The sequence below is a fragment of the Psychrobacillus sp. FSL H8-0483 genome, assembly GCF_038637725.1.
Classification (GTDB): Bacteria; Bacillota; Bacilli; order Bacillales_A; family Planococcaceae; genus Psychrobacillus.
In genome coordinates this window covers 2,323,828-2,337,588 of record NZ_CP152052.1, presented here as the reverse complement: position 1 = coordinate 2,337,588, position 13,761 = coordinate 2,323,828, and the positions used below count along the sequence as shown (strand labels likewise).

At 36.7% G+C, this 13,761-nt stretch carries 13 protein-coding genes; 9 read left to right on the top strand and 4 right to left on the bottom strand.

Annotated features, from left to right (window positions below):
• The first annotated feature begins 57 nt into the window (after positions 1 to 57).
• The 4 genes from MHB48_RS11095 (at position 58) to MHB48_RS11080 (ending at position 3,284) form a co-directional block, all read left to right on the top strand.
• Complete coding sequence (locus tag MHB48_RS11095; protein WP_342598151.1) at positions 58 to 555, top strand: sigma-70 family RNA polymerase sigma factor; 498 nt, start codon at positions 58 to 60, stop codon at positions 553 to 555.
• A complete protein-coding gene (locus tag MHB48_RS11090) occupies positions 545 to 1,558 on the top strand; it encodes an anti sigma factor C-terminal domain-containing protein (protein WP_342598150.1) in 1,014 nt (337 codons plus the stop codon). Before MHB48_RS11095 ends, MHB48_RS11090 begins: the two co-directional genes overlap by 11 nt.
• The gene (locus tag MHB48_RS11085; RefSeq protein WP_342598149.1) at positions 1,540 to 1,857 is read left to right on the top strand and encodes a hypothetical protein; all 318 of its coding nucleotides are present in this window, start codon (positions 1,540 to 1,542) and stop codon (positions 1,855 to 1,857) included. The genes MHB48_RS11090 and MHB48_RS11085 overlap by 19 nt, the downstream gene beginning before the upstream one ends.
• 749 nt (positions 1,858 to 2,606) lie before the next feature.
• The gene (locus MHB48_RS11080; RefSeq protein ID WP_342598148.1) at positions 2,607 to 3,284 is read left to right on the top strand and encodes an MBL fold metallo-hydrolase; all 678 of its coding nucleotides are present in this window, start codon (positions 2,607 to 2,609) and stop codon (positions 3,282 to 3,284) included.
• Between the two features lie 401 nt (positions 3,285 to 3,685).
• On the opposite strand, the gene MHB48_RS11075 is transcribed toward MHB48_RS11080, so the two are convergent.
• Positions 3,686 to 4,723 carry a DUF418 domain-containing protein gene (locus MHB48_RS11075; protein ID WP_342598147.1) on the bottom strand — a complete coding sequence of 346 codons (1,038 nt, stop codon included), beginning with the start codon at positions 4,721 to 4,723 and terminating at the stop codon, positions 3,686 to 3,688.
• 172 nt (positions 4,724 to 4,895) lie between these two features.
• On the opposite strand from MHB48_RS11075, the gene MHB48_RS11070 reads away from it, so the two are divergent.
• The 4 genes from MHB48_RS11070 (at position 4,896) to MHB48_RS11055 (ending at position 9,417) form a co-directional block, all read left to right on the top strand.
• The gene (locus tag MHB48_RS11070; RefSeq protein WP_342598146.1) at positions 4,896 to 6,032 is read left to right on the top strand and encodes a VanZ family protein; all 1,137 of its coding nucleotides are present in this window, start codon (positions 4,896 to 4,898) and stop codon (positions 6,030 to 6,032) included.
• Between the two features lie 352 nt (positions 6,033 to 6,384).
• A complete protein-coding gene (locus tag MHB48_RS11065) occupies positions 6,385 to 7,152 on the top strand; it encodes an ABC transporter ATP-binding protein (protein ID WP_342598145.1) in 768 nt (255 codons plus the stop codon).
• Positions 7,139 to 9,058 carry an ABC transporter permease gene (locus tag MHB48_RS11060; RefSeq protein WP_342598144.1) on the top strand — a complete coding sequence of 640 codons (1,920 nt, stop codon included), beginning with the start codon at positions 7,139 to 7,141 and terminating at the stop codon, positions 9,056 to 9,058. The genes MHB48_RS11065 and MHB48_RS11060 overlap by 14 nt, the downstream gene beginning before the upstream one ends.
• Positions 9,055 to 9,417 carry a YxeA family protein gene (locus tag MHB48_RS11055; RefSeq protein ID WP_342598143.1) on the top strand — a complete coding sequence of 121 codons (363 nt, stop codon included), beginning with the start codon at positions 9,055 to 9,057 and terminating at the stop codon, positions 9,415 to 9,417. The genes MHB48_RS11060 and MHB48_RS11055 overlap by 4 nt, the downstream gene beginning before the upstream one ends.
• A 331-nt stretch (positions 9,418 to 9,748) precedes the next feature.
• On the opposite strand, the gene MHB48_RS11050 is transcribed toward MHB48_RS11055, so the two are convergent.
• Together MHB48_RS11050 and MHB48_RS11045 are read right to left on the bottom strand one after the other, a co-directional pair.
• The gene (locus MHB48_RS11050; RefSeq protein WP_342598142.1) at positions 9,749 to 11,137 is read right to left on the bottom strand and encodes a HAMP domain-containing sensor histidine kinase; all 1,389 of its coding nucleotides are present in this window, start codon (positions 11,135 to 11,137) and stop codon (positions 9,749 to 9,751) included.
• Entirely contained in the window at positions 11,137 to 11,841 is a 705-nt protein-coding gene (locus tag MHB48_RS11045; protein ID WP_342601359.1) for a response regulator transcription factor, read from the bottom strand. Before MHB48_RS11045 ends, MHB48_RS11050 begins: the two co-directional genes overlap by 1 nt.
• 194 nt (positions 11,842 to 12,035) lie before the next feature.
• Between MHB48_RS11045 and MHB48_RS11040 the strand changes: the two genes are divergently transcribed.
• On the top strand, positions 12,036 to 12,200 hold the full coding sequence (locus tag MHB48_RS11040; RefSeq protein WP_342598141.1) for a hypothetical protein: 165 nt from the start codon (positions 12,036 to 12,038) through the stop codon (positions 12,198 to 12,200).
• A 769-nt stretch (positions 12,201 to 12,969) separates the two neighbouring features.
• Here the strand turns inward: MHB48_RS11040 and MHB48_RS11035 are convergent.
• Entirely contained in the window at positions 12,970 to 13,584 is a 615-nt protein-coding gene (locus MHB48_RS11035) for a PH domain-containing protein (RefSeq protein ID WP_342598140.1), read from the bottom strand.
• Positions 13,585 to 13,761 lie beyond the last annotated feature (177 nt).

The window sequence follows — 13,761 nt, the reverse complement described above, 5'->3', positions numbered from 1 at the left end:
ATTTTTTGCAACTTTTAGACAGGGTTCTGCGTTGTTTGTACGAATGGAGGCAGGTACATGGAAATTGAGGACATCTATCGTTTATATGTGAATGATTTGTACCGCTATTTGCTATCCCTTTCAAAAGATCATCATAGGGCGGAGGAACTTGTGCAGGAAACGGTTTATCGAGCTTTTCTTCATATAGATGATTGTCAAGGATACGTTAAGCCATGGTTGTTTAAAACAGGATATCATGTGTTCATTGATTCAATACGAAGAGATCAAAGGGTAGTACTTACGGATACGCCATTGCTATCTAGTTGGGTGGCAAACGAACTAACGGAGGATGCGGTTATGGAGAAAGATGGATATAGCAAGCTTTTGGCATTGATTGAGGGGCTTCCCACAAATGAGAAACAAGCCATACTGCTCTGTGATGTACATGACTTTTCTTATAAAGAGGCATCCGAAATTCTCGTTCAAAATATGAATACAGTGAAAAGTCATTTGTATCGAGGCAGAAGGAAATTAAGAAAAATGCTAGAAGGAAGGGTGGAAACAAATGAGTCCTAAGGATAAAGCATATGAGAACTTAATAAATGGAGCAAAAAAAGAAATAGATGTACAAAATTTTCATATTTCTGAAGAACAGCAGCAAAAAATTATGAAGTGGGGTAAAATGCGTGCAAAGTGGACCACAGTAGTAACAATTTTGGCGATTCTATTATTAATCTTACCTGTTCTGACTCTGTTTTCCTTTGGTTACTATGCCATTGGAGGCCGTGCAAATGAATTAATTGAAGTTGCCGATAAAACGATTTATTTAACAGAGCCAAATGTAAGTGTAGCGGAAAGAGAAGTAGAGACGACTATGGGGATTTTTTCGATGGATGTGCACTTAAACTTAGAGAAAAAAGTTGGCAAGGATACAATTCGATTTGGCGAATTCTCCGTTCCATTCTTATTCAATAATGCGGAGCAACCAGTTAGCGAGTATCGTGTTGATTCACCACCAAAGAAAATACCATATTTTAATGATGAATTGATTCATCCGAAAGCACCGCTACCTTATGCTGAAGGTGATGAGTGGGAGAAGCTGCAAGGTCTTCCAGAAGGTACAGTAGCAGAAGCATATATATCGTTTGATAAAGAATATTTAGTAGAAGAAATAGAGCAATTATTTGCGGGTAAAGAAATGGAGCTTCGTTGGTATGCAGTTTATACAGGAAACGAAGATATTCAAATGGCGGATAATGGAGTATATGTTTCTCCAATCGGCTTCCCAGCACAAATCGATCCAGATCAATGGTCTCCTTTTAACGGAGAGGAGTCGAATGAAAAAGTATTCCTTGATAGCATGAAGTATTTACAAAAGCATGAAGACGTGGCGACAATGGTTGCAAGGTCTAAGGAACTAGATTTAACGAAACGAGTACAATATGTCGAACAAAATGGCATTAAAATCTACGGAGCAGTAGTCACAGGTCCTACTAAAGAAATCATGAAGTTACAAGAGGAGTCCTTTGTTAGAGGGATGAAAAGAGGAGAAGTGAGGTTATGGAATTGGAATTCGTAAAGGGAAAGAAAAAGCATACGTTTCGAACGAAACAAACAATTACAGGTACTATTTCTACTCTTTTAGCTCTATTCGCGCTGTTCATGATTAATGTAGTATTAATCATGAAATCTTCCTTTATGCCTATGGAAATCATTAAGTATTTTCTAGTAGGTGCTACGATTTTTGGTATGGCAGGGCTTTTCACCAACAAGGGAAACCGTACGTTTGCACTTCTAGGATTAGCAATTAGTGTTTTCATCGTTGTTTTTATGTTCTTTATGATAGGATTTGCATGGTCTATCAATCCAATGCCTTAGTAGAATTAGCAAGAAAGGGTTTGTCTCATAAGTCGATTTTCCGACTATGAGGCAAACCCTTTCTTTGAAGAATAAGAAAGTATATACATTTTTTGCTATAAACAGGTTGATTTCCGCTGCAGGCGGACGCGTTCCTGGGGGCAAGCATCAAGTCGCTTCCCTTGCTCTGCGCAAGCTCGTCACAAAAATTAATTTCGCTGCGCTAAGTCCAGTATCTTGATTTCTTACTGATCCCCTAGGAGTCGCCGCTTTCCGCTTCAATCAACAGATCTAATAGGAAAGACAATATGCTTCGTCCAATCGATGAACTGGTTTACTTTCTTTTGCTTATCGATATAGTAAGTGGACATAGAAAAAATAGGAAGTATCGATTGCTAAAGAAGCGAAGCAGCGGCCGAAATTGTATCTTCGGATGCCTTTAACGATGTAGGAGAGGATCATATCTTTCATTACCCAAACCAAATGATGCACGTTTCCCTTTCACAATCCAAGAGGGGGATGGACAAACACTCGCCATAAGATTACCGAAAAAGTCACATCAAGCTCCTCTAAAAATCCCATGGTAAAAGAAAAGTCAATGCTTCGTCCAAAGCACTCGAGAATTGGTGAAGAACAAGGTGCACTTAGAATCGGATATTAAGTACTTACTCGTATTAACATGAACCTGAGGACGTATTAATAGAATGATTAACACCAACGTTTAACCTTGCTATAGGCTTTAAAGTAAAATTGAAATCCGGGGAGAGAGAATGATGAAAGCGAAAAGAGTTTCTGAGCATATTTGGAGTTTAAAGACTTGGATGATAGTGCCGATTCATGTGTGGGTTGTTATAGAAGAGGACGGGGTTACATTAGTGGATGCTGGGATGCCAATAATGGCAAAAGGAATCATGAAATTTTTAAAACAACAAAACATGGGACCATTGCAAAGAATTCTATTAACTCACGGACATGTCGATCACGTAGGTGCCATAAAGACATTATTGAACGAAAATGAAGTGCCGGTATACGTACACCAAATGGAAATCCCTTATATGGAAGGTGAACTTCTTTATCCAAAAAGGAAGAAGCTTGAGCAAAACGTCGAAAAAGAAATCGCGAAAGCTCTCGCAGAAGATGAGCTAGGAAACTTGAAAAAAATTGGTTCGCTGACACCAGGCCACTCTCCGGGCCATGTCGTATATTACCATGAAATGGATCAAGTGCTGTTAGCAGGGGACCTATTTTCATCTAAAAAAGGAAAGCTTCGTCCGCCGTTGTTTACACCTGAAATAGCTGAAGCAGTAAAAAGCAGTAGCATTGTAGGAACATTAAACCCAAAACGATTAGAAGTATGTCACGGAAACACCGTGTATTATCCTGCCAATCAATTAAAGGAGTATATAGGGAATATGGAAAAGAAATTAGGAGCAATCGAGTTTAGTTAAATATCAAAAATGATGTGATACTTATGATAATTATCCAATCCATAGTGCTTTCACTATTCTTCCTCATGGAATTATGTGCTCTCGCAGCGTTTTCCTATTGGGGCTTTCATGTTGATAGAGGTCGATTAAAAAAATATTCTTGGATTAGGTACTCCACTTCTTGTTGCAATCTTTTGGGGTACCTTCGTTCAATACATTTCATTTCGTGATAGCAGGGAGATTTATCATGAATTAAATACTCGGGATGTGGGAGTTATTCAAATATCCGAGTATCACAGAGTCAAAAAAAGAAAAAAGTGGTAAATTGGTTATGAAACGAAATCAATCCCAGAAAAAATAAACACAAGGATATGTTGAATGTATCCTTGTGTTTATATTATTTTACTGCGCATGGCCGCTTATCAATTTGTTGCTTTCTTCCTTCCGTATGTCATAAATCTCCATACTTTTTCTAACGGTCCCATAGAGAAAAACTTGAACCAAATCATACTTATAATAATTTGAATAGTATAGATGGAGATTGCTAAATAAATAATGTCCTTTGGTGAAACAACCTCTAGACCTATAAGTGAAATGATTGCTGTTCCAATAATACTTTGTGCAATATAATTCGTAAACGCCATTTGTCCAACTCGTGAAATTGGTTTTAGTAACTTCACGATACGTTTATTTTCTAGCAGCATAAATAATGTGGTTAAGTAAAACAACGTCGTTGGAATTGCTCCTAATGCAATAATTAAATCTGTGTCACCGCTCTGCGAAGAGTTCCAAATCCATATAGAGAAAGCAAGGAACAATGGAAATGTTCCAATTTGCATCCGTCTAATCTGTTTAGACATTCCTTTTATTTGTACAAGCCAATCTGCCTTAGCTGTTAAAAAACCAGCTAAAAACATAATAAAGATTAGAACGATATCATTAGCAAAGAAGTCAAAGATAGCATGGATGGATTCAAGAGATGGCAAGAAAATTTTTGATACTAAGGAAACGAAGTAAATAGCAGTCATGCCAACAAGCCATTTTTTTAGTGTGGAAACCTTTGCGCGATAGAAAGGAATAAGAAATAGTCCTATCACGGCATAGAATGGTAGTATAGTTCCCCAAAAGATAAAGAAATGTAATATCCCAAGGAATAATAAAGAAAGTAAACGTCTTGCCATTCTCTTCCTTGGTTTATCTCCACGACTTTCCGCTCTTGAAGCGAAAATATACAAGCCTACTCCAAATAAGAAAGAAAAAATAGAAAAGAATTTTTTCTCTATCAGAATTGCAATTAGTTTATCGATAATACCATTAATCCCGCTATAGTCTGGTGAGGGACCTCCTTCCACAATAACTTGATACGCTGCAACATTTATAAGCAGAATGCCAAAAAGAGCAAATCCACGGATAATGTCTAATGAAATAATTCTTTCTTTTTGTGTAATGGATGGATTCATTTTGTATTTTCTCCTTTAAGAAAGTATTAATATTTGTATAAGGATTAGTTTGATTGATAAACCTTACAAGATATTAATGCCAACCTTACAAAAACCTTAAATATCCCAACTACATGGGAATTTTCGTGTTTATCATTGTAAAATGGGGAAATATAAAAAGGGGGTGGATGAATTGGTTACATATACAACGCCAATACTAACTGCAGGTATTAATTTCGTTTTTATCGCAATTTTTCTTTTTGTACCATGGCTCTTTTACACGTATCGTAAGTATGGATATTTAACTGTTTCCACAACGATTATTGCTTTTTCATTTATTCTTTATTTTTTAACTGCATTATTTCTCGTACTACTTCCGCTTCCGGAAACACGTGACACTTGCTCTATGCAGTCACCGGATACGGTTCACTATTCACTTGTACCATTTACGTTTGTAAAAAATACATTTGAAAACAGTGGTATAGTATTTTCACAACCTGGAACCTACGCACTTATTTTGAAGCAACCATCATTTTTTCAAGCTCTCTTTAACTTTTTATTGCTTCTGCCTTTTGGTGTGTATTTGCGTTATTTCTTCCAATCGAAACGTCATTGGAAAAAAGCCTTTGTTTTTGGCTTTGCACTAACTCTTTTCTATGAGATTACACAAGTGACAGGCATTTATGGAATTTACAACTGTCCATACCGCATTTTTGATGTGGACGACTTACTTTTAAACAGTATGGGGGCACTTGTCGGGTTCTTCTTAGCACCGATTTTCTTGTCATTATTCCCATCTAAGAAAAGTGTCCAGGCGAAAGCCGAGCAATTAGCTGAAAAAGATGAGATTCGTCCATTAGCACAGTTGTTTGCAATTATGTTCGACATAATCATTATCAACGTAAGTTGGTCCTTTACATTGGGGCTGTTTACAACGAATGGCATTTACGAATTTTTATATAAATCGGTTCTTCTAGTTGCCGTATTTTTTGTGCTTCCTTCTATTTGGAGTGGCAATACGTTAGGTACTAAATTTATGCGTTTCCGAATTACGAGTGAGGGTCGAATGAAGCGAGGCTTGTTGAAAAGATTTACGGCAATATACTTAACCTATTTCGCGTATAATGTATTCGCTGTTTTGAGTAAAGTAAACTTAGAGATGGATTCACCGTATTATACTTTTAAAGTGTTTATTAGCTTAGGAGCATTTATGCTGACGTTAGGACTTACCTTCGTATTAGTCATTCATGTCATAATAGTTATCTTGGGCAAAGGAAAACGTCGATTCTATTTTGATGAAGTAGCAGACGTATATATGACAAGAAAATAATAGAAACTTGAAACTGCTGAAAAGGAAACTTTTCTGCAGTTTTTTTTAAGAATAAGAAAGTATTCAAATTTTTATGCCATGAACACGTTTATTTCGACTGCAGGCGGACGTTTTCCAGGGGGCAAGCATCAAGCCGCTTCCCTTGCTCCTGCGCAAGCTCGTCTAAAAATCCCGCGGTAACAGTATAGCTAATGTTTCGTCCAAAGCAAGCTGGAATTGGCGAAAGACAAGGTGCACTTAAAGGGCACTGGCGCTTTTCTTAAGGATTTTGTAAGGTTCACACAAAAACAATGTAAGGATGATCTTTTATAGTTATAAACAAGCAAGACATCTATAGAAGAGGTGAACATTAATGGAAACATTACTAAAAGTAACGAATGTGAACAAAGTTTACGGGAAATCGTCCAATGCATTTACTGCGTTAGACTCTATTTCATTTGAGATTAGTGTTGGAGAATTTGTTGGTATCATGGGGCCATCCGGTGCAGGAAAGTCGACCTTATTAAATATGTTAGCAACAATTGATACACCTTCAGAAGGAACTATTGAAGTAAACAATCAAAAATTAGATAGCTTAAAAGAGAATGAATTGGCTACATTTCGCCGCGATAATCTAGGCTTTATTTTTCAAGATTATCATTTACTGGATTCGTTGACTGTAAAAGAAAATATATTATTGCCGCTTGCCATTGCGAAAACATCGTCAAAGGATATTGAACAACGTGTGCAGCAAATGGCGACATTATTTGGGATTGAGTCTCTTCTTGCTAAATACCCTTACCAAATTTCTGGGGGGCAAAAGCAGAGAACAGCTGCAGCTCGAGCATTAATTGCCCAGCCTAAGCTTATTTTGGCGGACGAACCAACAGGGGCGCTTGATTCGAAATCAGCCACAGGCTTGCTAGAAACCTTGGGCACTTTAAATGATCAGCATGACGCAACAATCATGATGGTTACACATGATGCATATGCCGCAAGCTTTTGCCGACGAATTATCTTTATAAGCGATGGGCAGCTATCACACGAAATACACAAAGGTAATAAGACTAGAAAACAGTTCTTTCAGGAGATATTAGACATTCTTTCTACTTTTGGAGGTGGTGTGCATGACACTATTTAGTTTAGCGAAAAAGAATATGCGACGTAACTTCTCGCAGTATTTTTTATATATGGCGTCGATGATTTTCTGTATCGTCATTTACTTTACCTTCGTTACGTTGAAATATAATGACACGATGGCGGAGCTTGCGAGCACATCAATGAAGGTAGATGCATTAATGAGCGGGGCGGCCTTCATATTACTATTCTTTGTTACCATATTCATCGCATATTCTAACTCCTTTTTTATGCGCAAGCGAAAAAAAGAGGTTGCACTGTACTCATTATTAGGCGTTCGAAAAAAACAAATTGGTTGGATGCTTTTTATTGAAAACTTCATAATAGGGCAATTAGCATTGATCGTTGGAGTTGCTCTTGGCTTTTTGTTATCGAAGGTATTTTTGACGATTTTAATTCAATTAATGGGCTTCGAGACTTTTGCAAGTTTTACGTTTTCAACTAAAGCGGCTATAAATACCGCGAGTGTCTTTTTAATTATTTTTCTAATTACTTCGTTTCAAGGCTATCGCTTAATTTATAAATTTAAGCTTATTGATTTGTTTCATGCGTCGAAAAAAGGAGAAGGCATTCCAAAGGCCTCCTTCGTAATGGTCTTTGGTGGAGTTGGTCTTATTAGTTTTGCTTACTGGCTAGCACTACAAGATTTATTTACATCCGAGGTATGGAGAAAAATAGGAATTGCTCTCACCCCTTTATTAATTATTGGTGCGGTCATGATTGGATCCTATTTGCTCTTCCATAGCGTGACAGTCTTTTTATTAGCTGGAATGAAAAAAAATGTCCGCTGGTTGTGGCGTGGATTGAATGTGATGACGGTTTCGCAGCTCCTTTATCGTATACGTGGGAATGCAAAAACGTTAACGGTTATTGCGATATTAAGTGCAACAACGATTACTGCTGGTGGTGCAGTGTATGGGCTTTATTACAATATAGAGTCGAACGTTCAGAAAGCCGATCCAAATACGTTCATGTACCAGGCAACAGACGAAGCTTGGGCAAAAGAAGTAGAAGGTTTACTGGAAAAAGAGAATTATGTTTACAAAGAAAAAATCCATGCAATTACAGTGGTAGCCGAGGAAATAGAGGGCTCTGATATTAAGATGTTGTACACAGTTTTGTCAGATAAACAATTCAACAAACTTGCTAAACTACAGCAGCGTACAGATCAATTGAGCTTAGATGGCAAGCAAACGATTATATTAGATGCTATGTACGATGAACGTTTTTCACCGAGCTATACGGGAAAGACCACGGTTGTGAATGAAAGAGAAAAGCTAACATATAAAGGCTTCAAGCAATACAATGTGCTAAATGTCGGTGTTTCAGGCCCAACACTCGTTGTCAGTGAAGAAACGTTTGAACAGCTGAAACAAGACGGTAAATCTCTGGAGCTCGTCGCTTATGGATTCAAACAGAGCAAGGATCAGCTTGAGATTTCCTCTCAAATGCAAGATTTAATGCCAGCGGGTGCAATGTTCAGTAGCTTTCCAAAAGATTATAAAATGAGTCTAGAATCTGTTGGATCACTCTTATTTGTGGGTAGCTTTTTAGGATTAGTATTTTTAGCTGCAACGGGTAGTATTATTTACTTCAAAATATTAACTGAAGCAGAAGAAGATAAAGAAAAGTATAAAGTATTACACAAAATAGGGGTCAGTCAAAAAGATATATTGAAAACTATTGCAACACAAGTGTTTTCTATCTTTGTGGCTCCATTAGTGGTGGGGATTATGCATAGTGCCGTTGCTTTAATTGCATTTTCTCAATTGCTATCGATGAACTTAACCAAACCAGTTATTCTCTGGATGGTAGCGTACACTGCAATTTACGGAGCGTACTATGTATTGACAGTATATTCGTTTAACCGGACAGTAAAACAAAATTACGAAAACGAGGGATTACAATGAAGAAACTAATTATAGGTGTAGTGGTAACAATCGTATTAGTCGGAGGTATGTTGTTTGCTTTAAGAAATATTAACTTTAATCGCATAAATACTAACCATTTTTATGTGCAAATTACGGAAGATGGCGTAAAAACAGAAGAAAAATTATCTTCTGGAGAAATTTTTGTACAATATGAATATTCATTGGATGCATACAATAAAAAGGGAGATAAACAAAAACTAGATTTCACAGCAGCAAAACAGCTTCGAAAAGATGCTTACTTGCAACTCTTTGTGAATGATGAGAATACTGTAAAGTCTTATCAGGAAGTTAAGCTGGAAGAAATACCGGAAAAGGCTCAGTTGAAATTAAAAAAATAAAGAAGTAAATGAAAGTCGGCCAAGAGAATTTCTCTTGACTGACTTTTTTTAATGAATAAGAAACAACCATGGCTCACGTTTTACGTAAGCCACCATCTATCATCTCTCATTATCCAAAGCAAATGTATCATGCCCATTCACAATCCAAGAGAGCGACGGACAAAAATCCCCCATTAGATTACCGAAAAAGGAGGAGCTTGATGTGACGCATTCACATCAAGCTCCTCTAAATCAAACGGTAATAGTGTAGTTAGATGTTTTGTCCAAAGTACTCGGGAATTGGCAAAGCACATGAAAATTAGAGCAGATAGGATAAAGCATTACCAAAAAATTATAATCGAATCTCGATTGTCGTACCTTGTCCTTCTTTACTCATCAAGTGAACCTCTCCATTATGTGCGGCTATGATATCACGTGCTATTGCCATACCGAGCCCCGTACCATATACATGATCCGTGTTCGTACCACGATAATAACGTTCAAATACTTGCGGCAAGTCCTTATTTTGAATGCCTTTCCCGTTATCTTGAATCGTAATATAGGTCCGTTCTGCTTGGTTTATTCGAATAGAAACTTCGACATCTAAATCATTATGTACTAGTGCATTGTAAATAAAGTTTAGAATAGCCCGTTTCATTAATTGTTGATCAATCATATGCTCGATCACTTCGGAATCGGCTTCAAAGTGAATATGTCGTTCGCTATATGAAGGATCATTTAGTATATCAATGGTCGTTTCTCGTAAGAAGGTTGTTAAATTGACTTTCTGAGTGTAAAGAGCTAGCTGTTGATTCCGTAAACGGGTAGTTAAATTTAAATCTTCAAGTAATTCTTTCATATAAATTGCTTTCTTTTCGATAATGGCTGTATATGCTTGCATTTCTTCTGTTGAAAGTTCGCAACCGCTATCCTTCATTAACTCAGCGTATCCTTGAATGGATGCGAGCGGAGTTTTCATGTCATGAGACATGTTATTAATCCATTCTTCGCGCATTTGCTCAAGCCTTTTACGGTTTTTCTCGTGCTGGTCAAGTGTTATAGATACTTCATTTAAATTTTGAAATACTTCTTTATACATTCCCTTTGGAATTGAAACCTTTTCAAATTTTCGCTGCCTTAGTTTTTGAATATCATTCATAAGGAAGTATAACGGCTTGGTCAATTTCTGGCTAAATAGAAATCCTATGATAATGGCAATTAACAAATCAAATAATAAGAATAGTAAACCAAAAACGTTTAGCATTTTGAACACGCTGTCCATACGATAGTTAATCACATACTTCGCGATGTATCGATCCTGTATACCGATGAAATAGCTAATCGAACCTTTTTTACCAATAAATACAGTCGTTTCAGCATCTACTTCTTTATATTTATACATTTGGATGATATCAATGGGAGTGTAGTGTTTCTTAAGGTCTTTTGGAGTTAGGAAGCTCGCTACTTCATTTCCAGACTCATCTAAAAACTGAATCCAGGCATTGCGCTTTTTTAATGCATCAAGTCCTATTTCACTGACAGAGATTTTCTCATCTTCAACAGTAACGTATTGTTCAAAGGTTCGAGTGAATTGTTCCTCAGAAGCGGCAGGAGACTCCAAAACGTTTGTTCTCTGCTGCAGTATAAAAATGCTAAGTAAGATCAATATATTAACAATAGATACAATAGCGACAATGGCAACAACTGATAATAGAAAACGCGTTGTTAGCTTCCATTTCATCAGGTCTTCTCCTTGACGACAAGCTTGTAGCCAAGTCCTTTAATCGTCGTTAAAAAAACTGGATTGGAAGGATCTTCTTCCATTTTCTCGCGTAATCTTCGAATATGAACCATTACGGTATTATCAGATCCAAAGAAATCTTCTCCCCAAACTCTTTGGAAAAGTGTTTCTTTACTAATAATTTGGTTTGGATTATGCAGAAAGCAGCGCATTAGACCGAGTTCTTTTGCTGTTAATACCAAAAGACAATCGTTTTTTTGTACCTCCGTCTCATCTGCATTTAATAAGAATGGTCCAACTTTCACAGATTGAGTACTCGTTTTTTCGGCTGCATAGCCCGCTCGTCTTAGCTGTGCCTTAATGCGATAAGCAACTTCTTTTGGGCTAAAAGGCTTCGTTATGTAATCATCGCCGCCAATCGCTAGACCTAAAAGCTTATCAATTTCTTCTGTTTTTGCGGACATAAATAATATCGGTACATTTGAAACTTGACGAATTTGCTTACACAAATCATAGCCTTCACCATCTGGAAGCATTATATCCAAAAGCACTAAATCAGGCTCCCATTGTAAAAATTTTTCTAAGCCTGCTTTCAATGTAAACGCTGTTTCTATATGTGTTAAACCTTCTTTTTTTAAAACTGCAGTCATTAAAAGCACAAGATCTTCTTCATCATCGATTAATAAAATACGTGGATGCTTCACGGTCATTAGTCGGCCTCCTTTTTACATTTAGTATAGTACATATATAGGGTAATTGCTTTCTCTGCTTAGGAGAGACCCATGGAATTATTCCTTTATTATACAAGGTAATAATATTCGCAATTGTGATATGAATTAAAGTGGGGTTACAAAACCATATTAGTAAAGAATAAAGTTGTGAAGAAGGAGGCTTTATTATGGGCAGAGAAAATTGTAATGGAACTAGAAAAAACGCTAGTTCTGCACCTAAAACGAAAGAAGAATTTTCTCTTGAGGTAGCTGAAATGGATAACTTGAATCCTAAGCAGGAGAGTATGAATCCGTATAAACGGAATAAAAAGGCTTCAGGAAAAACGTATTAGTGAATAGAAAGTTTATCCACCCACAAGTTTCTTAAACACAGTCTTTGTTTATTTTTAATCACATCAAGTTTAGATGGTTTTTTTTAATTTTGAAAAGGAAAGCACCGTTTAAAAGAAGATCAAACGGTGCTTTCCTTGTTTGATTTATAAATGCAGAGAAGATGGGGTAATGGAGTTGTGCTTGTACATAATCATATCAACAAGGTGATGGTTAAGTTAATGGGGAAGTGGAATCAGCTACTATTGTTCATGGTATTTTTATCATGACATTTTTTACATGAACAGGTTGATTTTCGATTTCCGCTACAGGTGTACGCTTTCCGCTTCAATCAACAATTCAAATAAGGAAGACAGTATGCTTAATTCAATTAATGAACTGGTACTTTCTTTTGCTTATCAATATGGCAAGTGGAGATATAGAAAAAATAGGCAGTATCGAAAAGTAAAGAAGCAGAGAGCACCCGAAATTGTATCTTCGCAAGCCTTTAACGGTATAGTTAGGATCAATCTTTTATTCCCCAAAGCAAAGCACCATGCCTATTTACAATCCAAGAGAGCGACGGACAAACATCCGCCACAAGATTACTGAAAATAGAGGGACATTATATGTACTGATCCTCTAAAGAAAGCAATAATAGTATAGCCGATGTTTCGTCCAAAGCACGCTTGAACTGGCAAAAGTCATGATGCACTTTTCTCAATGTGGTATACCAAACTCATCGTAATTTGGAGTTTAATGAGAACCTAGTACCCTACACTTATTGTTACATTACTTATTAATATACAGATCAAACAAATCGCTAAAGTCTTTTCTAACGTATTTGTCTTTCTGTTCGATCATCCAGTCAGTTGAGAAGCGAGTAATTGCTTCGAATGATTCGGCAGGTGTGACATCTTGACTTGAGATTCTTCCGATGGATTGAGCAGCGTATGATAGGCTTGCTTGAGCGATATCAAATTTTTTCTCATTTTCTTTCCCTTCAATTGAAATAGCATGAAGTACTTTGTATAGATCTTTAATATCAGTTGCAAATTTTTTGTGGATATCAATGGACAGAGGAACATCGCCGATTGTGAATTTGATTTCTACATCTAGGTCGATTGTGCCTGCTGTCTCTAGTGCCACATTCGTTATTGGATGATATGCGTAGTCATATCTTCTAAGCATTCTTTTTTTACTCATTGCATTTTGACCATCAACATGAATTAGAGCCTTATTCGTAAAGCAATATTCATCAGATTTTGTTTTGATAAGGAAATAGATAACTTCGCCTGATTCGTGCATGACAAAATCGTCTGCCTCTGTTTTATCAAAGTCCGCTTTTGGTACAACAACCCCTATATCTGAAAGTCCTAATGCATCTGCAGCCATTTTTTTAAACATGTGCAATTCCTCCTGTAAGAAAATAGATTATTCCCTTTCATATTACAGGTTCCTTCCCAAAAAAACATTACATTATGTATTTCTAGTATTATCACTGAATTTTTAAAAATTATTAGTCGGCACTATGTTTTGATTGAATCTAGAGATGTATAGAACTTTTATCCGACTTATTATGCT

What these genes read in the sequence shown, in the direction of transcription:
- MHB48_RS11095 (WP_342598151.1), top strand. Translation starts at nt 58, where the DNA reads ATGGAAATTGAGGACATCTATCGTTTATATGTGAATGATTTGTACCGC.
- MHB48_RS11090 (WP_342598150.1), top strand. Translation starts at nt 545, where the DNA reads ATGAGTCCTAAGGATAAAGCATATGAGAACTTAATAAATGGAGCAAAA.
- MHB48_RS11085 (WP_342598149.1), top strand. Translation starts at nt 1,540, where the DNA reads ATGGAATTGGAATTCGTAAAGGGAAAGAAAAAGCATACGTTTCGAACG.
- MHB48_RS11080 (WP_342598148.1), top strand. Translation starts at nt 2,607, where the DNA reads ATGATGAAAGCGAAAAGAGTTTCTGAGCATATTTGGAGTTTAAAGACT.
- MHB48_RS11075 (WP_342598147.1), bottom strand. Translation starts at nt 4,723, where the DNA reads ATGAATCCATCCATTACACAAAAAGAAAGAATTATTTCATTAGACATT.
- MHB48_RS11065 (WP_342598145.1), top strand. Translation starts at nt 6,385, where the DNA reads ATGGAAACATTACTAAAAGTAACGAATGTGAACAAAGTTTACGGGAAA.
- MHB48_RS11060 (WP_342598144.1), top strand. Translation starts at nt 7,139, where the DNA reads ATGACACTATTTAGTTTAGCGAAAAAGAATATGCGACGTAACTTCTCG.
- MHB48_RS11055 (WP_342598143.1), top strand. Translation starts at nt 9,055, where the DNA reads ATGAAGAAACTAATTATAGGTGTAGTGGTAACAATCGTATTAGTCGGA.
- MHB48_RS11050 (WP_342598142.1), bottom strand. Translation starts at nt 11,137, where the DNA reads ATGAAATGGAAGCTAACAACGCGTTTTCTATTATCAGTTGTTGCCATT.
- MHB48_RS11040 (WP_342598141.1), top strand. Translation starts at nt 12,036, where the DNA reads ATGGGCAGAGAAAATTGTAATGGAACTAGAAAAAACGCTAGTTCTGCA.
- MHB48_RS11035 (WP_342598140.1), bottom strand. Translation starts at nt 13,584, where the DNA reads ATGTTTAAAAAAATGGCTGCAGATGCATTAGGACTTTCAGATATAGGG.